Origin of the sequence: Streptomyces sp. TSRI0281 (assembly GCF_001905125.1) — a bacterium.
Classification (GTDB): domain Bacteria; phylum Actinomycetota; class Actinomycetes; order Streptomycetales; family Streptomycetaceae; genus Streptomyces.
This window is the reverse complement of the sequence record NZ_LWLE01000038.1, coordinates 315519-337456: the sequence shown is the minus strand read 5'-3', so window position 1 is coordinate 337456 and position 21938 is coordinate 315519. Positions and strand designations below refer to the sequence as shown.

General features: G+C 71.9%; 19 protein-coding genes and 2 tRNA genes. 7 read left to right on the top strand and 14 right to left on the bottom strand.

Features of this window, described 5'->3' with window-relative positions:
- Positions 1 to 317: 317 nt before the first annotated feature.
- From A6A29_RS42480 to pgsA, 4 genes are all read right to left on the bottom strand, one after another.
- On the bottom strand, positions 318 to 1172 hold the full coding sequence (locus A6A29_RS42480) for a peptidoglycan DD-metalloendopeptidase family protein (protein WP_073729421.1): 855 nt from the start codon (positions 1170 to 1172) through the stop codon (positions 318 to 320).
- 136 nt (positions 1173 to 1308) lie between these two features.
- Positions 1309 to 2469 (bottom strand): glycosyltransferase family 4 protein, encoded by a 1161-nt coding sequence (locus A6A29_RS42475; RefSeq protein ID WP_073729418.1) that lies wholly within the window; start codon positions 2467 to 2469, stop codon positions 1309 to 1311.
- Positions 2466 to 3377: a phosphatidylinositol mannoside acyltransferase gene (locus A6A29_RS42470; protein ID WP_198953583.1), complete on the bottom strand. Its 912-nt coding sequence runs from the start codon at positions 3375 to 3377 to the stop codon at positions 2466 to 2468. Before A6A29_RS42470 ends, A6A29_RS42475 begins: the two co-directional genes overlap by 4 nt.
- 8 nt (positions 3378 to 3385) lie before the next feature.
- Positions 3386 to 4063: a phosphatidylinositol phosphate synthase gene (pgsA, locus tag A6A29_RS42465; protein ID WP_073729414.1), complete on the bottom strand. Its 678-nt coding sequence runs from the start codon at positions 4061 to 4063 to the stop codon at positions 3386 to 3388.
- A 353-nt stretch (positions 4064 to 4416) separates the two neighbouring features.
- Between pgsA and A6A29_RS42460 the strand changes: the two genes are divergently transcribed.
- Complete coding sequence (locus tag A6A29_RS42460; protein ID WP_073729412.1) at positions 4417 to 6645, top strand: elongation factor G-like protein EF-G2; 2229 nt, start codon at positions 4417 to 4419, stop codon at positions 6643 to 6645.
- Between the two features lie 150 nt (positions 6646 to 6795).
- Positions 6796 to 8466, top strand: a complete 1671-nt coding sequence (locus A6A29_RS42455) for a hypothetical protein (protein WP_073729410.1) — start codon at positions 6796 to 6798, stop codon at positions 8464 to 8466.
- 87 nt (positions 8467 to 8553) lie between these two features.
- Here A6A29_RS42455 and A6A29_RS42450 read toward each other — a convergent pair whose 3' ends face one another.
- A complete protein-coding gene (locus tag A6A29_RS42450) occupies positions 8554 to 9129 on the bottom strand; it encodes an HIT family protein (RefSeq protein WP_073729408.1) in 576 nt (191 codons plus the stop codon).
- A gap of 66 nt (positions 9130 to 9195) precedes the next feature.
- Here A6A29_RS42450 and A6A29_RS42445 point away from each other — a divergent pair, with 66 nt between their 5' ends.
- Entirely contained in the window at positions 9196 to 9873 is a 678-nt protein-coding gene (locus A6A29_RS42445) for a potassium channel family protein (protein ID WP_073729406.1), read from the top strand.
- 56 nt (positions 9874 to 9929) lie between these two features.
- Here A6A29_RS42445 and thrS read toward each other — a convergent pair whose 3' ends face one another.
- From thrS to A6A29_RS42430, 3 genes are all read right to left on the bottom strand, one after another.
- Positions 9930 to 11906, bottom strand: coding sequence for a threonine--tRNA ligase (gene thrS / locus A6A29_RS42440; protein ID WP_073729404.1), 1977 nt, complete (start codon positions 11904 to 11906; stop codon positions 9930 to 9932).
- 132 nt (positions 11907 to 12038) lie between these two features.
- The gene (locus A6A29_RS42435; RefSeq protein ID WP_073729402.1) at positions 12039 to 13307 is read right to left on the bottom strand and encodes a hypothetical protein; all 1269 of its coding nucleotides are present in this window, start codon (positions 13305 to 13307) and stop codon (positions 12039 to 12041) included.
- A complete protein-coding gene (locus A6A29_RS42430) occupies positions 13307 to 13900 on the bottom strand; it encodes a DUF4365 domain-containing protein (RefSeq protein WP_073729610.1) in 594 nt (197 codons plus the stop codon). Before A6A29_RS42430 ends, A6A29_RS42435 begins: the two co-directional genes overlap by 1 nt.
- 230 nt (positions 13901 to 14130) lie before the next feature.
- Here A6A29_RS42430 and A6A29_RS42425 point away from each other — a divergent pair, with 230 nt between their 5' ends.
- Complete coding sequence (locus A6A29_RS42425) at positions 14131 to 14856, top strand: 3'-5' exonuclease (RefSeq protein ID WP_073729400.1); 726 nt, start codon at positions 14131 to 14133, stop codon at positions 14854 to 14856.
- A 64-nt stretch (positions 14857 to 14920) separates the two neighbouring features.
- Here the strand turns inward: A6A29_RS42425 and A6A29_RS42420 are convergent.
- Positions 14921 to 14992 (bottom strand) — tRNA-Val (locus tag A6A29_RS42420).
- Positions 14993 to 15031: 39 nt separating this feature from the next.
- Positions 15032 to 15478: an SRPBCC family protein gene (locus A6A29_RS42415; RefSeq protein ID WP_073729398.1), complete on the bottom strand. Its 447-nt coding sequence runs from the start codon at positions 15476 to 15478 to the stop codon at positions 15032 to 15034.
- Between the two features lie 91 nt (positions 15479 to 15569).
- On the opposite strand from A6A29_RS42415, the gene A6A29_RS42410 reads away from it, so the two are divergent.
- The gene (locus A6A29_RS42410; RefSeq protein ID WP_073729396.1) at positions 15570 to 18083 is read left to right on the top strand and encodes an SCO7613 C-terminal domain-containing membrane protein; all 2514 of its coding nucleotides are present in this window, start codon (positions 15570 to 15572) and stop codon (positions 18081 to 18083) included.
- Positions 18084 to 18259: 176 nt separating this feature from the next.
- On the opposite strand, the gene A6A29_RS42405 is transcribed toward A6A29_RS42410, so the two are convergent.
- Positions 18260 to 18331 (bottom strand) — tRNA-Val (locus A6A29_RS42405).
- A 54-nt stretch (positions 18332 to 18385) separates the two neighbouring features.
- A complete protein-coding gene (locus A6A29_RS42400; protein WP_073729394.1) occupies positions 18386 to 18841 on the bottom strand; it encodes a TIGR02611 family protein in 456 nt (151 codons plus the stop codon).
- Positions 18842 to 19031: 190 nt separating this feature from the next.
- Here A6A29_RS42400 and A6A29_RS42395 point away from each other — a divergent pair, with 190 nt between their 5' ends.
- Together A6A29_RS42395 and A6A29_RS42390 are read left to right on the top strand one after the other, a co-directional pair.
- Positions 19032 to 19445: an SsgA family sporulation/cell division regulator gene (locus A6A29_RS42395; RefSeq protein ID WP_003959770.1), complete on the top strand. Its 414-nt coding sequence runs from the start codon at positions 19032 to 19034 to the stop codon at positions 19443 to 19445.
- A gap of 457 nt (positions 19446 to 19902) precedes the next feature.
- On the top strand, positions 19903 to 20535 hold the full coding sequence (locus A6A29_RS42390) for a CGNR zinc finger domain-containing protein (RefSeq protein WP_073729392.1): 633 nt from the start codon (positions 19903 to 19905) through the stop codon (positions 20533 to 20535).
- A 62-nt stretch (positions 20536 to 20597) separates the two neighbouring features.
- Here the strand turns inward: A6A29_RS42390 and A6A29_RS45665 are convergent, their stop codons facing one another.
- Both A6A29_RS45665 and A6A29_RS42385 read right to left on the bottom strand, forming a co-directional pair.
- Complete coding sequence (locus A6A29_RS45665) at positions 20598 to 20774, bottom strand: hypothetical protein (protein ID WP_158074513.1); 177 nt, start codon at positions 20772 to 20774, stop codon at positions 20598 to 20600.
- A 117-nt stretch (positions 20775 to 20891) separates the two neighbouring features.
- A complete protein-coding gene (locus A6A29_RS42385; protein WP_385730326.1) occupies positions 20892 to 21902 on the bottom strand; it encodes a LacI family DNA-binding transcriptional regulator in 1011 nt (336 codons plus the stop codon).
- Positions 21903 to 21938: the final 36 nt, after the last annotated feature.

Genomic DNA, 21938 nt, shown 5'->3' with positions numbered 1-21938 from the left:
CGGCGATCCAGATGAGGGTTTCGGTCACGGGCGCAAAGGCTACCGTCGGGCGGGCCGCGCCCTGCGCTCCGGGCGCGCTCCGGCGGACGGACGGCCCGTGCGGGAGCCCCGCCCGCCGGGCGGCGGGGCGGAAAGCGCACGGGCCGCCGGCCGGAGCGGAACCGGATGGAACCGGACCGGAAGGGAAGTCACAGCGGACCGGCACGGCCCGGAGACGGAGCGGAGCCCAGCGTTGGGGCCCCAACCCCGGCTGCCGGAAACCGACCGGCCCGGCCCGCAAAGCCCCGGCCCGGCAGTCGCCGTACGGAACTCCCGTGTCAGTCCCAGCGGTCCTGGTTGAGGAAGCGGGCCACGCCGCGCCAGGAGTTGGGGCCCATCTCGCCGTCGACCGGGCCGGTGTAGCCGTGGGCGGCGGCGAGGCGCTGGAGGGCCGCCCATGTGTGGGGGCCGGGCTCGCCGTCGATGGGGCCGGTGTAGCCGTAGTGGTCACGCAGGTTGCGCTGGAGGGCCGCGTACGTGTTCACACCGGGGTCACCGTCGACCGGCCCGGTGTAGCCGGACTCGATGGAGAGCCACCGCTGGGCCCGCTGCCAGAAGATGGTGCCGGGCTCGCCGTCCTGTTCGGTGCTGGTCTTGGGCAGCCCGCCGCCGGAGCCTCCGCCGAGGTAGACCAGCGGACTGATCCGGACTCCGTTCGGATCGATCATGTGCCAGTGCAGGTGGGGGCCGGTGGACGAGCCCGAGCCGGGGTCGCCCGGCCGGCCGCCGGAGAGTCCGACGACGCCGCCGGTGCCGACGGAGGCACCGTCGGCGAGGAGGAACTGCGACAGGTGCATGTACTGCGTGCGGTACCCGTTGTCGTGGTGGATCGTGACGGTGTGGCCGCCGGTGCCGTTGTTAGGGATGTTGCTGATAGTGCCGCCGCCCGCGGCGGGCAGCTGGGTGCCGACGCCCATCCCGTAGTCGATGCCGCCCAGCGAACCGTCGTTGAGGTGGTCCTGCCAGCTACCGGTGATCGGGTATCCCCCGAACGGGTTATAGAAGGAGACGGCGTACGCGCTGCGGGCGCCGAACAGTCCGGCGCCCGCGGTGATTCCTATGGCCGCGGCCGTACCGCGCAGCAGCGTTCTCCTGGTGGGTCGGCGGTCGGGGTCGCCCTGTGGCCCGGTCATGTGGTGTCTCCTTGGGGGAAGAGTCGAGAACTGGGTTTTGTCATGCCCACACCCAAAGAGTCCATGCGCCCCGGGCCGCCGGGGAACCCCCGGGGGGAGAACCGGCAGCACAGAACCGGCAGCACGCCGGAGCCACTCAGTCCCGGGACAGCCCGAGTCGCGCCCGCAGCCCCGTCCGTTCGTCGGCCGCCACCGACGCCGCCCCGTCCGTCACCGTCTCGTAGACCGCGAGGATGTCCGCCCCCACCGTCGACCAGTCGAAGCGCCGCACGTGGTCGCTGCCCCGCTCGCGCAGCTCCGCACGCCGCTCCGGGTCGCCCAGCAGCCGGATCGCCGCCCCGGCCAGCGCGTCGGCGTCCTCGTTGGTGAACAGTTCCCCCGCCGCGCCCTGGTCCAGTACCTGCGCGAAGGCGTCCAGATCGCTCGCCAGCACCGGCGCGCCCGCCGACAGCGCCTCGACCAGGATGATGCCGAAGCTCTCGCCGCCCGTGTTCGGTGCGACGTACACGTCGACACTGCGCAGCAGCCGCGCCTTGTCCTCGTCGCTCACCATGCCGAGGAACTCGACCCGCTCGCGCATCTGCGCGGGCAGCGAGGCCACCGCCTCCTCCTCGTCACCGCGTCCCGCGACCAGCAGTCTGGTCTCCGGGCGGGCGGCGAGGATCGCGGGCAGCGCCCTCATCAGGACCGGCAGGCCCTTGCGGGGCTCATCGATCCGGCCGATGAAGCCGATCGTGCCGCCCTGCCACTCGGCCCTGGGCTCGGCCTTCGCGAAGAACCCCACGTCGACCCCGTTGGGAATCAGCACGGCGTCGCCCCCGAGATGCTCCACCAGGGTCCGCCGCGCGTACTCGCTCACCGCGATCCGCGCACTGATCTTCTCCAGCGCGGGCTGGAGGATCGGATACGCGGCGATCATCGCCCGGGACCGCGGGTTGGACGTGTGGAACGTGGCGACGATCGGCCCCTGCGCCGCCCAGCAGGCCAGCAGGCCCAGCGAGGGCGAGGTCGGCTCATGGATGTGGATCACGTCGAAGGTTCCGTCGTGCAGCCAGCGGCGCACCCGCGCGGCCGACAGGAAACCGAAGTTCAGCCGGGCGACCGAGCCGTTGTACGGCACGGGAACGGCCCGCCCCGCCGACACCACGTACGGCGGCAGCGGGGTCTCGTCGTCGGCGGGCGCCAGGACGGAGACCTCGTGGCCCAGGCGGATCAGATGCTCGGCCAGGTCCCGGATGTGGAACTGCACGCCACCGGGTACGTCCCAGGAGTACGGGCAGACGATGCCGATCTTCACGGCTGTTCCCCCCGGGGGTCCAGGTCGTCGAGCCAGAGCCGCTGCAGCATGTGCCAGTCCTGCGGGTGCTCGGCGATACCGATGGCGAAGGCATCGGCCAGCGCCTGGGTCATCACGGACGTCATCTCGCTACGGCTGCCGCTCGTCGGCACCTCGACCGGCGGGTGTATCCGCGCCTTCATCACCGGCGTCCCGTCGTACGCGAGGGTGACCGGCAGCAGCAGCGCACCGGTCTGCTGGGCCAGCAGGGCCGGACCCGCGGGCATCCGCGCGGCGGCGCCGAAGAACGTCACCTCGACCCCCGAGGCCGACAGATCGCGGTCGGCGACCAGACAGACCAGACCGCCCGCACGCAGCCGCCGGGCCAGCGTGCCGAAGGCCGCCCCGCCGTTGTGCGGCAGGACCTCCATGCCGAGGCCCTGGCGGTAGGCCACGAACCGGTCGTACAGCGTCTCGGGCTTGAGCCGCTCGGCGACCGTCGTGAACGGCACCTTGAGGTCGGTGGTGACCCAGGCGCCCGCGAGGTCCCAGTTGCCCAGGTGCGGCAGCGCCAGAATCACCCCGCGCCCGGCGTCCAGGCCCTCGGTCAGCCGGCGGGCGTCCGTGACGTCGATGCTGTCCTTGATCCGCTGCGGACTCCAGGTCGGCAGCCGGAACGACTCCATCCAGTAGCGCATGTACGAGCGCATACCGGCCTTGGAGAGGGCGGCGAGACGGGCCGGGCTCGCGTCCGGCACCACGCGTGCCAGGTTCGACTCCAGCCGCAGGACGCTCTTGCCGCGCCGCTTCCACACCCGGTCCGCGATGGTGCGGAACAGCGCCTCGGCGGCGGGCTCGGGCAGCTTCTTGACCGCGCCCCAGCCGAGCCCGTACAGCCCGTCGGTCAGCCGTCCCCTCAGATCGGACACGGTGCCGCTCACTGCGCGGCCTCGCTCCCCCGCGCCGCCGGTCCGGCGGCGGCCGCCGCGTCCGCCTCGGCGGATTCACGGCGTACGGTCACCACGCGCTGGATCAGCGTCACGAGGCTGCCCGCGGCGACGATCCACAGCGCGATCGGCAGCAGGATGTCGATCCCGGGCACGCCGAACGTGTGCAGACCGGCCAGACCGGCCGCGACCAGCGAGATCACCAGTCGCTCGGCGCGCTCCACCAGACCGTTCACCGCGACCGGCAGCCCGATCGATTCACCACGTGCCTTCGTGTACGAGACCACCTGGCCGCTGGCCAGGCAGAAGATCGCGACGGCGCACAGCACGTTGTCGTCACCGCTGCCCGCGTACCAGAGGGCGAACCCGGCGAAGATGGCCCCGTCTGCGACCCGGTCGAGCGTCGAGTCGAGGAACGCGCCCCACCGGCTGGAGATCCCGGCCTGCCGCGCCATATTGCCGTCGACGAGGTCGGAGAACACGAAGATCGTGATGACGATCGTGCCCCAGAAGAACTCTCCCATCGGGAAAAAGACCAGCGCACCTGCCATCACTCCGGCCGTGCCGATGAGAGTGACCGCGTCGGGGCTGACACCCAGACGGAGCAGCAGAGCGGCGAACGGCGTGAGGACACGCGTAAAAAATGCACGCGCGTACTTGTTCAGCATGGCCTTCCCGAGGGTTCGGTTGGCCGAGCGGCCCCTTCGGCCACCGGCTGGCCCATCGTAGTCACGACGCGCGCGGTCCACCGGACGGGCACCCGTCCCCGGGGGGTGTCTTCGTCACGCCCCGTCGTCCGCCCACGACGGACGCACGACATATGGACGCGACCGGGCCGGAGTGGAAAGCTCGGAATACGGACCGCCCCGCGGCAGGGAGCGCACTCACCGTCGCGGAGCGGGCCACCGACACCGCGGGCGTCGCCGAAGCCGCCGCGGCGGCTCCCCCGCGCCCGTGACCCCTCTCCCCCATCGCGCAGGTGCTCCCTTCGCACCGCGCACCCGACCGGGAGGCACGCATCATGGGCGCCACGTCACACGCACACCCCGGAGCCGCCGGCAGGGCACCGACGGCCGACCATCCCTCCTCCCTGCGGAATGTGGTGCTGGTCGGCCCCAGCGGCTCGGGCAAGACCACCCTGGTCGAGGCCCTGGCCCTGACCGCGGGCGCGGTCAACCGGGCCGGCCGGGTCGAGGACGGCGCGACGGTCTCCGACTACGACGAGACGGAACACCGCCGCCAACGGTCCGTACAGCTCTCCCTGGTTCCCGTGGAATGGGGCGGTTGCAAGATCAATCTGCTGGACACCCCCGGCTACGCGGACTTCGTCGGGGAACTCAGGGCCGGTCTGCGTGCGGCGGACGCGGCCCTCTTCGTCGTCTCGGCCGCACAGGAGGCGGAAGCCGTCGCCGCGACCACCCGCGCCGTGTGGGAGGAGTGCGCCCTGGTGGGCATGGGTCGGGCCATCGTCGTCACCCACCTCGACACCGCCCGTACTTCCTTCGACGAGATGACCCGGGTCTGCGCGGAGATCTTCGGCGGCGACGACCCCGACGCCGTACTCCCGCTGTATCTGCCGGTCCAGGGCCCCGAGGGCCCGGACGGCCATGCCCCGCTCACCGGTCTCACCGGACTGCTCACCCAGCGGGTCTTCGACTACTCCTCCGGCGAACGGAAGGAGACCCCGCCCCCGGACGACCGGCGCGAGGGGCTCCTCGCGGCCCGCGACCGGCTGATCGAGGGGATCATCGCCGAGAGCGAGGACGAGACCCTGATGGACCGCTATCTCGACGGCGGCGACATCAGCACCCGGACCCTCCTCGACGACCTCGAACGCGCCGTCGCGCGCGGCACCTTCCACCCCGTGCTCACCGCCGCCCCCGCGGCCGGGGGCGCCCGCCAGGGCATCGGCACCGTCGAACTCCTGGAACTGATCACCGGGGGCTTCCCCACCCCACTGGAGCGCACGCTCCCCACCATCACCACCCCCGGGGGCGACCCCCGCCCCGCCCCCGGCTGCGACCCTCAAGGACCACTGGTCGCCGAGGTCGTCAAGACATCCTCCGACCCGTACGTGGGCCGGGTCTCCCTCGTCCGTGTCTTCTCCGGCACCCTGCGTGCCGACGACACCGTGCACCTGTGTGGTCATGGCCTCACCGACCCCGCCCACGAGCCGCGCCCCTGCCACGACGCGGAGGTCCGTGTCGGCGCGCTCTCCTCCCCGTTCGGCAAACAGCAGCGCACCCTGGACCGGTGCGTCGCGGGCGACCTCGCCTGTGTCGCCAGGCTCGGCCGCGCCGAGACCGGTGACACCCTCTCCGCCGCGGACGATCCGGTGCTGATCGAACCCTGGTCCATGCCCGATCCGCTGCTCCCGCTCGCCGTCCGGGCCCATGGCAAGGCCGACGAGGACAAGCTCTCCCAGAGCCTGGCCCGGCTGGTCGCCGAGGACCCCACCATGCGCCTCGAACAGAACCCGGACACCCATCAGGTCGTCCTGTGGTGCCTGGGCGAGGCCCACCAGGACGTCGCCCTGGAACGCCTGCGCGGCCGGTTCGGCGTCCAGGTCGACGCCGTACCGCACCTGGTCCCGCTGCGTGAGACGTTCGCGGGGCCCGCGTCGGGGCTCGGCCGGCACGTCAAACAGTCCGGCGGTCACGGCCAGTACGCCGTCTGCGAGATCGAGGTCGAGCCGCTGCCCCCCGGCACCGGCATCGAGTTCGTCGACAAGGTGGTCGGCGGCGCGGTGCCCCGTCAGTTCATCCCGGCCGTCGAGAAGGGCGTCCGCGCCCAGGCCGCCCGTGGGATCGTCGCCGGGCACCCGCTCGTCGACCTGCGCGTCACCCTGCGCGACGGCAAGGCCCACTCGGTGGACTCCTCCGACGCCGCCTTCCAGACCGCGGGCGCGCAGGCCCTGCGCGAGGCCGCCGCGGACACCCGCATCCAGATCCTGGAACCCGTCGCCGAGGTCCGGGTGCTGATCCCCGACGACTATGTGGGACCCGTGATGAGCGATCTGTCGGGACGGCGCGGCCGGGTGGTCGGCACCGAGCAGAATCCCGGCGGACGCACCCTCGTACGTGCGGAGGTGCCGGAGATCGAAATCGGCAGGTACGCCGTCGACCTGCGGTCCCTGTCGCACGGCACCGGCCGCTTCGACCGCTCGTACGCCCGGCACGAGGCGATGCCGCACCAGCTCGCCGCACGCGTCCGCGACGAGCGGAAGAACGGCGCGACGACGGGTGACTGACGGGGTGTCGCAATCACCGCCCGCCCGGACACCGGGACCGGGCGGTGTCGCGATCCGGACGATACTCTGTGGTCGCAGCTCAGAAGGTATGCCTCGTACGGTAGTTGGGCACACCCGCAGGAGCAGACCGTGCGGCGAGTGGGGGCGACAGTGGCCAACGACGGATTCGACTTTTCACCCGGAGCGCAGATTCCGCTGCAGGGAACCGGCGGTCAGGCGGTGGCGACCAACGCCCTGGCCTCCGCCGCGTACCGCGACAGCCCGGTGGAGAAGATCCTCGAAGCCAACAGCGAGTGGCACAAGTCGGAAGTGAAGCCGGGCTCCTCCAAGCTCTTCAAGTCCGACTATTTCAAGCCGAATCTTGGCGAGGCATTCGCCCGTGCCGTCCAGGAAAGGACGCTCGGCGGCGCCCGCGGCGCACTCATCCAGTCGTTCGGGACCGACCCTCAGACGGTGGTCGAGCACTGCCTCTCCGCGAGCGGGCTGCGCAAGGCCCGGGACACCCGGCTGACCCTGGTCACCGCGGTGTTCGGCTTCCTCTTCCTGCCCGGAATGCTGCTGTGGGTCCTGGTCTTCCGGGGGCGCGACGCCCTCAACAAGTCCAAGGACAAGGTCTTCCGGTCCGTGGGCACCGCCCTGCTGTTCGTCTTCGGCATCGGCGCCCTGATCCTGCTGATCAAGCTCCCGCTGAACGGGTTCCTGGCGCTCTACCTGCGCGGGACGATCATCGCGCCGGTCGTCGGCTGGCTCGTCGCGAAGCGGATCGCGGAGGCGTCCGCCAAGGACCTGCGGGCCCGCTGGGACGGCCTGCTCTCCGGCGCCGGTGTCGTCGCCAAGATCCCCGAGGCCGCACCGAAGAACCCGAACGAGACCGCCCGTGAAGCCCTGCGCCAGGGCCTGGAGAAGCTTTCCGCCGAACAGCAGTCCAACTCGGTCTTCTACGCCGGTCCCAAGGGCGTCCTCGGGATGGGCACCCGCTGGGGCAGCTGGCAGCTCGCGGAGGAACTGGTCTCCAAGGACCCCACCAAGGAGATCCACCAGTTCCGCAGCTGGGACCTGATCCGGATCATCCACGACCAGCTGAAGATGCTGGAGCGCGGCCCGCTGAACACCGGCGGCTTCCCCACCCCGTCCGTCAAGCACTGGATCGTGTCGCCCGTCGGCGAGAACGCCGGGTCGGTCTCCCGCCCCGACGGCGAGGACGTCGCCACCTTCCAGATCAAACCGCACGAGATACAGCGGATCTGCAACCACCAGCAGTTCGGCAGCGGTGACCGGCACTACCTCGGCGTCCAGTTCACCCTCTGGGACGGCCAGCTCGTGATCACGATGATGGTCACCGTCACCGTGCTCCACGAGACCCTGCGCATCGAGGTCACCGGGCACGCGCTCGGCCCGGTCCACGGGCTCTTCCTCTCCAAGCCGGAGGAGAAGTCCAGGACGGTCAACAAGACCGTCAGGTTCTGGGAGACCCGCAAGATCCAGCTGCCGCTCGTCGACGCGCACGAGGTGGTCCGGCTCGCGCTGCGCGCCCCCCTCACCTGGTACCCGCCGCTCCTGGACTACCTCGGCGGCAAGCTGGTCCTCCCGGAGCCCTTCGGACTGCGCCACGCCTGGGCGGCCAAGCCGTGGAACCACCGCTTCATGGCGGACGACGCGATGCGCGCCGCCACTCCCGTCCTGCGCGCCGTGCACTCGGCGGCGATGCGGGTCCTCGCGGAGAACGGCGTCGACACCGAGCGCTTCGACAACCGCTCGATGGCGCTCAGCGGCCTCGTGCAGGACCCGGCGCCGAAGAAGGCCGACGTGTACGACGCGTAGGGCCTGTGCACACGGATGCGGTGCGCCCCGGCGATCCGGCCGGGGCGCACCGCATCCGTACGGCGTGCGGTAGGACGACGGCGCGGATCAGCCGGCCGGCAGCTCTTCGGCGGGCCAGGCGGCGGCCAGCATCGTCCGGGTGTCACCCAGCAGCTGCGGCAGCACCTTGGTGTGCCCGACCACCGGCATGAAGTTGGTGTCCCCGCCCCAGCGCGGCACCAGATGCTGATGCAGATGCGCGGCGATGCCCGCCCCCGCCACGGCCCCCTGGTTCATCCCGATGTTGAACCCGTGCGCCCCGGACGCCGCGCGCAGCGCGATCATCGCCCGCTTGGTGAAGTCGGCCAGCTCCGCGGTCTCCGGACCGTCCAGCTCCGTGTAGTCGGCCACGTGCCGGTAGGGCACGACCATCAGATGGCCGCCGTTGTACGGATAGAGGTTCAGCACGGCGTAGACGTGCTCACCGCGTGCGACGATGAGCCCGTCCTCGTCCGATTTGAGCGGGATCACACAGAACGGACAGCCGTCCCCGGCCCCCGGACCGCTCGGCTTGTTCTCACCCTGGATGTACGCCATCCGATGGGGCGTCCACAGGCGCTGGAACGCGTCGGGCGTTCCCACTCCGATCTGCTGCTCCGGCTCACTCGTCATGCCGATCAGCATATTGCTTCACCCCCGCCGTGCGTGTCGCCGGGGCCACCCCGGCCGGTGCCCCGCGAGGCTGAGGTCATGAGCAACCCCTCCGCGCCGGTGGCCCCGCCCCGGCTGACCCGCTGGGAGCAGCGCACGGAAGTGCCGCTGTTCGTCGCCTCGCTGGTCTTCCTCCTCGGCTACGCGGTCCGCGTCCTCGCGCCCCACGACGCCGAGCCCTGGCGCGACATCGCCCTCGCCCTGGTCTGCTCGACCTGGCTGCTGTTCGCCGTGGACTACGTCGTACGGCTCCGGCAGAGCGGCCTCGGCGCGCGCTTCGTCCGCGTCCACTGGCTCGACACCATGGTGCTGGTGCTGCCCCTGTTGCGTCCGCTGCGGGTGATCCGGGTCTACACGGCGGTGCAGAATCGCCGGGACCGGCCGCGGCTGAGCCTGTACGCCCGGGTGATGGCCTACGCCGGTCTGAGCGCCGTGCTCCTCGGCTTCAGCGCCGCCCTGGCCGTGTACCACCAGGAGCACGAGGCCGCCGGTGCCACGATCCGTACCTTCGGGGACGCGGCGTGGTGGGCGTGCGCGACGCTGACCACGGTCGGGTACGGGGATGCCGTGCCGGTCACCCCGGGCGGGCGGGCCGTCGCCGCCCTGCTGATGGTCTGCGGCCTGGGGCTGCTGGGGGCGGTGACGGGTTCGTTCTCGTCGTGGCTGCTGCGGGTGTTCACCCGCGAGGACGAGAAGGAGCCCCCGGGGAGTGGGTGACTCCCCGGGGGCCCTCGTACGCGCTCGTGCCGCTGCGGCTGCGGCTGCGGCTGGGATCAGACCTGGACGCGGTCCTCGACGGCCTTCGCGATCTTCGCCAGGGCCTCGTCGAGCGGGATGCCGTTCTCCTGCGAACCGTCGCGGTAACGGAAGGAGACGGCGCCGTTGGCCATGTCCTCGTCACCGGCGATGAGCATGAACGGAACCTTGGCCTTCTGCTGGTTCCTGATCTTCTTCTGCATCCGGTCGGACGAGGCGTCCACCTCGACCCGCAGCCCCTGCTTCCGCGCCTTGGCCGCGAACTCCTGGAGGTAGGGGATGTGGGCGTCGCCGATCGGGATGCCGACCGCCTGGACCGGGGCCAGCCAGACCGGGAACGCACCCGCGTAGTGCTCCAGGAGCACCGCGAAGAAGCGCTCGATGGAACCGAACAGGGCACGGTGGATCATGACCGGGCGCTGCTTGGTGCCGTCCGGGCCGGTGTACTCCAGGTCGAAGCGCTCCGGGAGGTTGAAGTCGAGCTGCACGGTCGACATCTGCCAGGTGCGGCCGATGGCGTCCTTGCACTGCACCGAGATCTTCGGGCCGTAGAACGCGGCGCCGCCCGGGTCCGGGACCAGTGGGAGGCCCTGCTTCTCGGCGACCTGGCGCAGCGTCTCGGTGGCCTCGTCCCAGGCCTCGTCCGAGCCGACGAACTTCTCCGGGTCCTTGGTGGAGAGCTCCAGGTAGAAGTCGGTGAGCCCGTAGTCGCGGAGCAGGTTCAGGACGAAGGTGAGCGTCCGGTCCAGCTCCTCCGCCATCTGCTCCTTGGTGCAGTAGATGTGCGCGTCGTCCTGGGTGAAGCCGCGCGAGCGGGTCAGGCCGTGTACGACGCCCGACTTCTCGTACCGGTACACCGTGCCGAACTCGAAGAGGCGCAGGGGCAGTTCGCGGTAGGAACGGCCGCGCGCGTCGAAGATCAGGTTGTGCATCGGGCAGTTCATCGGCTTGAGGTAGTAGTCCACCCCGTCGTCGAGCTGCATGGGCGGGTACATGCCGTCGGCGTACCAGTCCAGGTGGCCGGACTTCTCGAAGAGCTTGCCCTTGGTGGCGTGGGGGCTGTAGACGAACTCGTAGCCCTCCTCCTCGTGGCGGCGCCGCGAGTAGTCCTCCATGGCCCGGCGGATGACGCCGCCCTTGGGGTGGAAGACCGCGAGACCGGGGCCGATCTCGTCGGGGAAGGAGAAGAGGTCCAGCTCGCTGCCGAGCTTGCGGTGGTCGCGCTTGGCGGCCTCCTCCAGGAACTCCAGGTGCGCCTTCAGCTCGTCCTTGGTGGGCCAGGCGGTGCCGTAGATGCGCTGGAGCATCGGGTTCTTCTCGCTGCCCCGCCAGTACGCGGCGGCGTTCCGCATCAGCTTGAACGCGGGGATGAACCGGGTGGTGGGCAGGTGCGGGCCCCGGCAGAGGTCCTTCCAGCACAGGTCACCGGACTTGGGGTCCAGGTTGTCGTAGATGGTCAGCTCGCCGCCGCCCACCTCGACGTCGGCACCGTCGTCCGAGGACGCGGAGCCCTTGATGCCGATGAGTTCCAGCTTGTACGGCTCGTCGGCCAGCTCCTCGCGGGCGGCCTCGTCGGTGACGACCCGGCGGGAGAACCTCTGCCCCCGCTTCTGGATCTCCTGCATCTTCTTCTCGATGGCCTTGAGGTCCTCGGGAGTGAACGGCTTCTCGACGTCGAAGTCGTAGTAGAAGCCGTCCTTGACCGGCGGACCGATGCCCAGCTTGGCGTCCGGGAAGAGCTCCTGCACGGCCTGTGCCATCACATGCGCGGTGGAGTGCCGCAGGATGTCGAGGCCGTCCTCGGAGGAGATCTCGACGGGCTCGACGGTCTCGCCGTCCTTGAGCTCGTACGCGAGGTCCTTCAGCTCCCCCTCGACGCGGGCGGCCACGACGGTGCGCTGACCGGGGAAGAGCTCGGCGGCCGTCGTGCCCGTCGTCACCACATGCTCTTCCCGCTCGGAATCGCGTTGGATGATCACACGGACGTCTGACACCGGTCTCTCCTGACTCAGGGGGTGCGGCGCATTCCTCTTGCGCACGCAAGGGGAATCGTACCGAGCCGGAGGCCTCCGACGCGAAAGGGTTGCGCAGGGGGCCCGTCCCCTGCCGGGGATCACACCCCCCGGCTACTCCTCCTCGCCCGTGCACGCCTCCTCGAAGAAGTCCACATTCTCCTGGAGCGACTTCATCAGCCAGTCCCGTTCGGCCTCGTCGACCTGGACGGGTGAGACCTGCGAGGCCCCGGTGAGCCGCCGGAATCCGCCCCGGTTCTCCAATTGCCCCTCCACCCGGAGAGGCAGCCCGACCAGGTGCGCGTGACCCGCGATCCGGTACGCCTCCTCGTCCAGCTCCATGCGGACATGGGCGACCTCGGCGCCCGCGAGCACCCGCAGCCGTACGATCCCGGCGCCGCGCGGGCCCGAGCGGCGCAGGCGGACGACGGCTCCGGTGATCCGCACCGGCACGGCGGGCTCGTCCCGGAGGTAGCGGGCGCCCGCCAGGCGCAGGGCCGGCAGGTCGCCCGGGGAGAACTCGACGGGTTCCGGGCCGGCGGGGCAGCCGTCCGGGGTACCGGCGGCCGGTGCCCAGTCCAGGGCGATCACGATCCCTTCCGAGCCGCGCACCAGGGCGATCAGGGCCTCGGTCAGCTCGCGGCTGACGCCTGCCCCGACCGCGGCGTCGAAGGCTTCCATGCCTCCGGTCGCCCGCTGGTAGTCGACGGCCTCCCGGGTGGCGTGCAGCGCCCGGTAGAGCTGGACGGCGAGGGCCCGCCCGGCGACGGGCACGTACGCGGTGAGCCTGCGGCCGCCGGGCGCGGGCCCGATGAGCGTCCCCTCCAGCGCCGCCCGCGCCGTGGTGCGCCGGCGTGCCCCGTGGTAGCCCGCCCGGCCGCGTACCGCGAGGGCTCCGGCGAGGAGGATCTGCCGGGCCGCCGAGCGCAGCGTCTCCGCCTCCGCCCAGCCCGCGGCTCCGGCCGCGCCGGCGGCGGACTCGGGCACATCGCGCCACCAGCGGATCTCGTCGCTGGGTACGGCGAGGGAGACGAGGATCTCGCGGGCGGACGGGGCCGCGCTGCGGGCGAGCGCGGTCAGCGCCTCGGCGAGCAGGTCCTCGCTGTCGCGGAACGCCGCGGTGTCCGGTACCAGCAGGCTCGTCGCGCCCGCGGCCGGGCCCGGCGGGGTCCAGCGGCCGTAGCGTCCGGCCGCTCCGCCGCGCCGCTGCCAGCCGTGCCGCCGCAGGAGCGCGCCGAGGACGGCGGGGTCCACGCCCGCCGGATCGGGCAGCTCCCCGGTGGGCGTGCGGGGGGCCGCCCGGTGCCCCGGATGGTCAACGGGATGCGCTCGGGTGCCCGGTGGCACCGCTCCGCCCCCGGGCTCGTCCATCGACCGGTGCATCAGGGTCTCCCTCCCGCCCCGACCCGGGCCATGATCTCGCAGAGCGCGCGGTCGTCGAAGATCCGCGAGGTCGGGATGCGCACGGTGGTCCTGTGCCGGCCCGTCACCGCGTGGCCGGCCAGGTTGGTCCAGTAGCAGCAGTGCCGCAGGTCGAGCCGTTCGGGCCCGGCGCTCAGCCAGTCGTCCTGGCTGCGGGGCACGATCATCACGACCAGGATCTTGTGCACCGACACGGGTGTCCGGGCGAGCTTCACGAGGTGCGCGTTGTCGAGCGTGAAGGAGAACGACCGGCCCGGCGGGTGCGGGGGGATCTGGTAGGTGCACTTGAGCTGCACCTTGATGGTCACTTCGTCGTCGACGGTGTGGACGGGGGCGCCGTGGCTGACGTGCCAGTCGATGCCATTGTCGGGAAAGGGCTGCGAGAGGGAACATCCCGCCGCTGCCGCCACCGCGTGCAGGTAACCCACCTGGAGGGTCTCCATGCAGGCGGTCGTGGCGAGCGTGCCCCGCAGGGGTGCGGTCCGCTGGGACAGCAGCCCTCCCCCGTAGCCATCGGCGCGGGTGGGGCCTGGGTCGGGCTGCGCGAGCGCCATGGCTCCCTGTGCCTTCCGGGCGTGCCGATCGGTCGCCCGGCCCTCGTCCGCGGAGGAGGGCCGGCGTCTGTCGAGAAGGGCCGGCGGGCGGTTCAACTTCCTTTCCCGTCACCTGTGTTGTCACCGCAGGAGACCGACCGCAAACGGCGTATCAGGCAAACAGGCCGGGTATCACCGATATCGGGCAGGGGAATAACTCCATCTGCCGTGCAGGTGCGAGGAGTTCGGGGATGATGCACTGGTTCGAGGGGCCGCTGGCCGCTTTCGACACGGAGACAACAGGAGTGGACGTCGAGGAGGACCGGATCGTTTCGGCCGCCCTCGTCGTCCAGGACACCGCGGGCGGGCGCTCCCGCGTCACCCGCTGGCTGGTCAACCCGGGGGTGCCGGTGCCCGCGGGAGCGACCGAGATCCACGGTCTGACCGATGACCATCTGCAGCGCAACGGCCGGTGGCCGGCGCCCGTGGTGGAGGAGATAGCGAGGGCGGTGGCCGAGCAGTGCGCGACGGGCCGTCCGCTCGTCGTGATGAACGCGCCTTTCGATCTGACGCTGCTGGACCGGGAGCTGCGGCGGCACCGGGCGTCGTCGCTGGCCGGCTATCTGGAGAACACCCCGCTGTGCGTGGTGGATCCGCGGGTGCTGGACAAGCATCTGGACCGCTACCGCAAGGGCCGCCGCACCCTGACGGATCTCTGCGAGCTGTACGGGGTGGTGCTGGACGGGGCGCACGACGCGGCGGCCGATGCCACGGCGTCGCTGGAGCTGGTGCGCGCGGTGGGCAGGCGGTTCTCGGCCCGACTGGAGCGGCTGACCCCGGCCGAGCTGCACACCCTGCAGGCGGTGTGGCACGCGGCGCAGGCGCGGGGGTTGCAGGCGTGGTTCGCCAGGAGCGGTACGCCGGAGGCGGTGGATCCCGCGTGGCCGCTGCGCCCGGAGCTGCCCGCGGCGGCCTGAGGCCGGGACCCGGCGCATGAGAAAGCCGGTCCGTCGATGATGCTGACGGACCGGCTCTTCCCGGTGGGCGATACTGGTTTCGAACCAGTGACCTCTTCGGTGTGAACGAAGCGCTCTCCCACTGAGCTAATCGCCCGGGAACGGGTTGAACCATACAGGGCTCGGCGGGCTTCGTTCAAACTCCTTCCAGCCGGGCCGCGAGGCCCCGGCGCCCGGCCCGCATCATCAGGGCGTGGTTGGCCCGGAACAGCGGGCGTCCGGGCACGGCGAGCCGCCGCAGCAACGGCTTGCGCACATCGACCTCCTGCTCGTACCGGGCCCGGGTGCCGTCGCCGTACTCCTCGACGGTCCAGCGGGCCCACCCCTCCAGATCCCCCGTCATGGCCGCTTCGACGACCCGTGAGACGGGGTCGTCGCGGCGTCGGCGGGCGGTGACGACGAGTGCGTACGGGAGGAACGAACGGAGGCGCGCGGTGCCGGTGCTGTCGTCGACGGTGGTGACCGTGCGGACCTGCGGCCACCACCGCGGGTACTCCTCGGCGCACGCCAGCGCGGCGTACACGGTGTCGGGCGGCGCGGATATGTCCCAGACGGCGGTGAAGCGGTAGTGGCACCAGTCCATGACTCCAGTCTGCTCGCTCCGCTGCTACTCAGGCCCGGAACTGAGTATCCGAGCGCATGTACGAACATGTGGGCGGGACCACACTGCGTCCATGGAACATGTGCCGCCGCCCGCCGAGGAATTGGCGCTCCTCGACCGAGAACTGGCTCAGTTGGACACCCGCAGGGGCCAGCTGCTCCACCGGCGCGCCTGGCTGCTGAGTGCTCTCCAGCAGCCGGTGCCCGCACCGACGGCCCGGCAGTCGGCATCCGGGATCCGCCCCTGGGGTCCGCCGCCCGCGTCCGGGGCAGGTGCGTGGGGGCCGCCGGCGGGCTCGGCGGTCCGCCCCTGGGCCGCGCCGCCGGTCGCCGCGCCGCGCAGTGCGCAGAATGTGCTGCTCACCCTCGGCGGGCTGCTGCTGGCGATCGCCGCTGTCGCGTTCACCCTGGTCAGCTGGGGCACGATGGGCATCGGCGGGCGCTGCGCGGTGCTGAGCACGGTGACCCTTCTGGCGCTGGGTACGCCCGCGATTCTGCTGAACCGCACGTTGTCCGCCACCGCCGAGGCGCTGGGCGCGCTCGCGCTGGTGCTGACGGTGCTCGACGCGTACGCGGTGCACGCGGTGGCGGCGCCGGACACGGACGGGCTCGGTTTCACCGCGGCCGCCTCGGCGGTGCTCGCGTCGGTCTGGGCGGCCTACGGTCTGGCGCTGGGCAGGCTGCGGCTGCCGTTGCCCGCGGCCGTGGTGATGGCCCAGTGGCCGCTGTTCCTGTGGGCGTGGGCGGCCGGTGCGCCGGCCCTGGTGTTCGGGTGGGCGCTGCTGGTGACGGCGGTGCTGGACGGGGCGATCGTCCTGTGGGGCAAGGGCCCGGCGGTGCGGGTCACGGCGTGCGCGGGTGCGGCCGTGACGGGGCTGGGCGCACTGCTGGTGGCTCTGGCGGAGTCGTTGTCGGCCGGGGGCCCGCTCGACGCGGTGGCGCCGGGGGCGCTGTTGCTCGCCGGTGCCGCGGTGGCGCTGGCCGGGGCGTGGCGGGCGCCGGCCGGGCTGGCGACGGTCGCCGGTGCGGCGGCCGGGCTGGCTACGGTGGCCGCGGTGGGCGGTGTGCTGCGGGCGGTGGTGCCGCCCCAGTGGCCGGTGGTGGGGTATCTGCTGTGCGGTGCGGCGCTGTTGGCGGTGGTACGGACCCGGCTGCCGCGGGCTGCCGGGCGGGGCGTGCTGGTGGCTTCGGGCGCGGTGGTGGGTGGTTCGCTGGTGTGGGCGCTGCCTCCGGTCGCGGCGGTGCTGATGGGGCCGTTGTCGCTGGTGTCCGATGTGTGGCAGGGCGCGCCGGACGGTTTCCGGGAGGCGTTGGGGGCGTCGGTGCCGTGGTCGCGGATGTCCGCGGCGCCGGTGGTCCTCGCGCTGGTGGCGGCTCTGCTGGGGGCGGCCCACCGGTGGTGGGACGCCGTGGTGCGGGCCGCCGGGCCGCTGGTGTCGCCGGGTGAGCCGGTGCGGGGCGCGGCGGGTGCGGGTGCGACGGCTCTCGGCTGGGGTGCGCTGCTGGTGGCGGCGGCCGCGCTGGATGTGCCGTACCCGGTGGCACTCGCGCTGGAGTCGGTGCTGGTCGCGGTGGCGCTGCTGGTGGCGGTACGGGGTCCGGCCGGGCCGGGCGGTGCCCGTTCGGGTGTGGCGGTGACCGCGCTGGTCGCTTCGCTGGCGGGGTCGGCGAGTGCGGGACTGCTGTCGTTGGCCTCCGAGGTCGCCACCTATGCGGTGTTCGGGCTGCTGGCGGTGCTGTTCGCCGGGGCGGCGGTACGGGCTCGGGCGGTGGTGGAGCAGGCGTTGTTCGCGTGTGCGGCTGTGGTGTGGGGGATCGCTCTCGCCGCCGGTACCGGGGCCTCCCTGGAGCTGCCCGGGTATCGGGCCGCGCCGCTGATGCTGGTGGTGCCCGCGGTGACGGTGCTGTTGGGGGTGCGGCTGCGGCGGCATCCGGTGGCGTTGCCGGTGGAGCTCACCGGGGCGGCGGGAGCGGTGATCGCGGTGGGGCTCGCGGTGCCGGACGCGCGGTTCCTGGCGTTGGTGCTGGCTCTGTGCGCGGTGCTGGCCGCGGGCACGGCGGTGCGGCCGGAGCGGCGGCCGGTGGCCGGGTACGTGGCGGTGGCGCTGTTCCTCGCCGCCACCTGGGTACGGCTGGCGGCCTGGGAGGTGTCCGACCCGGAGGCGTACACACTGCCGGTGACGGTGCCCGCGCTGGTCGTGGGGGTGCTGAGGCGGCGGCGCGATCCGGCGGCGTCGTCGTGGACGGCGTACGGGGCGGGGCTCGCCGCCACGCTGGTGCCGAGTCTCTGCGCGGCGTGGGTCGGCACGGGCTGGGTCCGGCCGTTGCTCCTGGGGGTGGCGGCGCTGGTGATCACGTTGCTGGGGGCCCGGTTCCGGCTCCAGGCGGTGCTGCTGCTCGGTGGTGCGGTGCTGGCACTGGTCGCCCTGCACGAACTGGCGCCGTATGTGGTGCAGGTCGTGGGTGCGCTGCCGCGCTGGCTGCCGCCGGCGCTGGCCGGGGCACTGCTGCTGGTGGTGGGCGCGACGTACGAGCAGCGCAAGCGCGACGCGCGCCGGCTGAAGGACGCCCTGGGCCGGATGCGCTGAGGCGGGGCCGGCCCGGGACGTCCTCCCCGGCGTCCCGGGCCGGCCGCGCGTCGGCCACAACGGCCCGGTGCCGGGGACAACGGCCCCGCATCGGGGACAACGGGCCGGTGTCGGAGCAGGCGCACAAACGCAGAGGGTCCGTGAGACTTTTCAGTCTCACGGACCCTCTGTCCGGGTGGGCGATACTGGTTTCGAACCAGTGACCTCTTCGGTGTGAACGAAGCGCTCTCCCACTGAGCTAATCGCCCGGGCGCACCGCAAACATTACCCCATGTCAGCGGCGCTCCAGGACCGGTCGCAGGTCACTCGCTGATCTTCCACGGCATCGTGATCCCGAACTTCCAGACGTAGATCCCGACCAGCACCGCGATGATCACCAGCCCCACCGAGGTGAGGATGATGTTGCGTCGCCGGACCTTGGGATCGAGCGCCCGCTGGGCGGCCTCCGTGACCTTTCGCCTGGTCCAGCGCAGAACCAGCTGGGCCCAGACGAACTCGGTCGCCCAGATCGCCATGCCTCCGAAGATCACCAGCCACCCGGGGCCGGGCAGCGGAAGCATGATGATGCCCGCCACCACCACGGCGAGGCCGACGATGAAGACGCCGACCTGCCAGCTCAGGTGCAGCGTCCTGGACGACTTGATGAACCCCGGCGCCCGCGAGCCCAGCTCACGCTCCACCTTCGCCGTGCCCCCCGCAGCGGACTCCGGGACCGCCTTCTCGGCAGCCTCGCTCCGCTCGTCACTCTCCGCATTCATGAATCCCAACCTACCCGAACGCTCCTTGTCACCGGAATGGCCGCATAACTCAAAGTTACACACCGCTGTACGAGCTACCTGAAGGATCACAAAAGGGTCAGAGGGGTTTACAACGCCACCGTAGGTGGCATGTCGATTTCGCCGACGTGCGAATCCCCGAGCGCACACTGAGCGAAAGGCCCTGGCGCTTATGAACACCACGGTCAGCTGCGAGCTGCACCTGCGCCTCGTTGTGTCGAGCGAGTCCTCACTGCCTGTACCCGCGGGCCTGCGGTATGACACGGCCGATCCCTATGCCGTGCACGCCACCTTCCACACCGGAGCGGAGGAAACGGTCGAGTGGGTATTCGCCCGTGACCTCCTTGCCGAGGGGCTGCACCGGCCCACCGGCACCGGAGACGTCCGCGTCTGGCCATCACGTAGTCACGGCCAGGGCGTCGTCTGCATCGCACTGAGCTCCCCAGAGGGCGAAGCCCTGCTCGAAGCTCCGGCGCGAGCCCTGGAGTCGTTCCTGAAGAGGACCGACGCCGCGGTTCCGCCCGGCACCGAGCATCGTCACTTCGATCTCGACACGGAGCTCTCACACATCCTGGCCGAGAGCTGAGCCAGGCCGAGAGCTGCGGGACGCCGTCCGACTCGGGGAGACGGCGTCGCGCGGACAACCTCATACGGCAGACACCGGCGCCGTCATCGCGGAAACCACCGCGGCGACGGCGCCGGCGCGTGCACGGGGTCCGGCCCCACCGGACCCGCCGAGAACGGCCGACAGCGACCGGGACCGGCTGAGAACGACCGAGAACAGCCGAGGTCGACCGGGACCGGCCGGTAACGGTCGAGGGCGGTCCGCTCCTGCCCGGCCGAGCCACTCGGCCGGGCAGGAGTCCCACAGCCCCCTCCCGCCCGCCGTACGGGCACCACAGGCCCCAGCAGCCCCCGTGGCCGATAAAAGGGTTCCCCCGGCCCTCAATGCGCCCGCACCGGGCCGGGAGCGGGTCCGTCGAGCCAGTAGAGTCAGCCGCCATCGGCGGGCGCCCGCCTGCCGGAGGCCAGGGAGCGAAATCGTGCTGATCCCACACGACACCCGGATCGCCCTCGACACGGTGGTCGATCTGGTGAACACCGCACCGGAGAACGGGCTGCCGGACAGCGGGCCCGCGGACATCACCGCGCAGAGACCGACGGGCAGCCCCCCGGACGCGTCCACGGGCGCGGCTGCCGACCAGCTCGCCGACATCGAGTCGCTGTACGCCTTCGCGGAGCGCCATCTCATCAGCGGGGTCGGCACGCTCGGCGAGAAGGACCTGCGGGCGGTCCAGGACGTACGGAGCCGGTTCGCGGAGATCTTCGCGGCGCCGGACGCCCGGACCGCGGCCGACCTCGTCAACCGGCTGGTGGCCGCGGCGGGCACCACACCGCAGCTCACCGATCACGACGGCTACGACTGGCATGTGCACTACTTCGCGCCGGACGCCTCGATCTCCGACCATCTCGCGGCCGACTGCGGCATGGCACTGGCCTTCTTCGTCGTCGCGGGCGAGCAGGAGCGGCTGCGGCGCTGCGAGGCGCCGGACTGCCGGCGCGCCTTCGTCGACCTGTCGCGCAACCGCTCCCGCCGCTACTGCTCCAGCCGCACCTGCGGCAACCGGCTCCATGTCGCCGCCTACCGGGCCCGGCGCCGGGAAGCCGCGGGCTGACCGGTCCTCCGGGATCGCGACCAGCGTCCGCCCGGCAACGCCGCCGGGGCATCACCGCGGGCTCACAGCATGAAGAGATCATGCAACGCGGCCATCAGCAGCAGGACGCCGATCACCGTGAGGAAGATCATCAGGGGTGGCTGGGAAAGCGCGAAGAGGCAGCCACGGGGCTCTTCGACAGGGGGTGCGGGGGCCTCGCCCCGGGATGTGTCCACCATCTCGAAGTGATCATGACTCACCCCGACCCCTCTTGGCGATCAACACACGTCTTCATCGCGGGAGTTCACCACTCCGTGGCTGCTCGGATTCGCTCCGGCGTCCGAGCCGCTGTCACACTTTCGGAACTCCGCTCCCGGTCAGCGCGGCGACGCGCTGGAGGCGCGCACGACGAGTTCCGGCTGGAGCACCACATTGCGGTGACGGTGCCCGCCGTCCTCGTCGTCCGCCTCCTCCAGCAGCAGTTCCGCGGCCATCCGGCCCATCACGACGGCGGGCTGACGTACGGAAGTGAGCGGTACGGCGGCAGCCGCGGCGAACTCGATGTCGTCGTACCCGACGATGGCGACGTCGTGCGGCACCCGCACACCCGCCGCGTACAGCGCCTGCAGGACACCCAGGGCGAGCAGGTCGTTGGCGCAGAAGACGGCGGTGGGGCGTGGCACGAGTCCCAGCAGCCGGGCGCCGGCGTCACGGCCGGCCGCGACGTCCAGCCGGTCGGAGGGGATCTCGACGAGCGCCTCGGGGGGCAGGCCCGCCTCGGCGAGGGCGGCGAGGGCCCCCTCGCGGCGGTCCCGGATCTGGTGCAGGTCACCGGGGCCGCTGACATAGGCGACGGAGCGGTGCCCCGCCGAGACGAGGTGCCCGACGGCAAGGGCGCCGCCGCGCACGTCGTCGACGGAGACCGCGCAGGACTCGGCGCCGGGCGCCACCCGGTCGACCAGCACGAACGGGATCCGATGGCGGCTGAACGCCTCCAGATTGCGGCCGGTGGCGTCCGCCGGGGTGACGAGCACGCCGCACACCCGCTGCTCGGCGAAGAGTCCGAGGTATTCGGCCTCCTCCGCCGGGCTCTGGTCGCTGTTGCAGACCATGACGCCGAGGCCGGCCTGCCGTGCGGCGCGTTCGGCCCCGCGGGCCACATCGACGAAGAACGGGTTGCCCATGTCCAGGACGAGCAGCGCCATGATCCGGCTGCGGCCCGCCCTGAGCTGGCGGGCGGACTCGCTGCGCACGTACCCCAGCTCGTCGATGGCGGCCAGGACGCGGGCACGCGTCTCCGGCAGCACCGCCTCGGGCCGGTTGATCACATTGGAGACCGTGCCCACCGAGACTCCGGCCCGCCGGGCCACGTCCTTGATCCCTGCCACACGCCCCACTTGCCCTGCCCCACTGATGCGTTCGGC

Excerpts from the sequence above, each read along its gene's own strand:
- pgsA (WP_073729414.1), bottom strand. The coding sequence starts at position 4,063 with ATGCTGAACAAGTACGCGCGTGCATTTTTTACGCGTGTCCTCACGCCG.
- A6A29_RS42425 (WP_073729400.1), top strand. The coding sequence starts at position 14,131 with ATGATGCACTGGTTCGAGGGGCCGCTGGCCGCTTTCGACACGGAGACA.
- A6A29_RS42395 (WP_003959770.1), top strand. The coding sequence starts at position 19,032 with ATGAACACCACGGTCAGCTGCGAGCTGCACCTGCGCCTCGTTGTGTCG.
- A6A29_RS42410 (WP_073729396.1), top strand. The coding sequence starts at position 15,570 with ATGGAACATGTGCCGCCGCCCGCCGAGGAATTGGCGCTCCTCGACCGA.
- A6A29_RS42415 (WP_073729398.1), bottom strand. The coding sequence starts at position 15,478 with ATGGACTGGTGCCACTACCGCTTCACCGCCGTCTGGGACATATCCGCG.
- A6A29_RS42480 (WP_073729421.1), bottom strand. The coding sequence starts at position 1,172 with ATGACCGGGCCACAGGGCGACCCCGACCGCCGACCCACCAGGAGAACG.
- A6A29_RS42435 (WP_073729402.1), bottom strand. The coding sequence starts at position 13,307 with ATGCACCGGTCGATGGACGAGCCCGGGGGCGGAGCGGTGCCACCGGGC.
- A6A29_RS42400 (WP_073729394.1), bottom strand. The coding sequence starts at position 18,841 with ATGAATGCGGAGAGTGACGAGCGGAGCGAGGCTGCCGAGAAGGCGGTC.
- A6A29_RS42445 (WP_073729406.1), top strand. The coding sequence starts at position 9,196 with ATGAGCAACCCCTCCGCGCCGGTGGCCCCGCCCCGGCTGACCCGCTGG.
- A6A29_RS42450 (WP_073729408.1), bottom strand. The coding sequence starts at position 9,129 with ATGCTGATCGGCATGACGAGTGAGCCGGAGCAGCAGATCGGAGTGGGA.
- A6A29_RS42430 (WP_073729610.1), bottom strand. The coding sequence starts at position 13,900 with ATGGCGCTCGCGCAGCCCGACCCAGGCCCCACCCGCGCCGATGGCTAC.
- A6A29_RS42460 (WP_073729412.1), top strand. The coding sequence starts at position 4,417 with ATGGGCGCCACGTCACACGCACACCCCGGAGCCGCCGGCAGGGCACCG.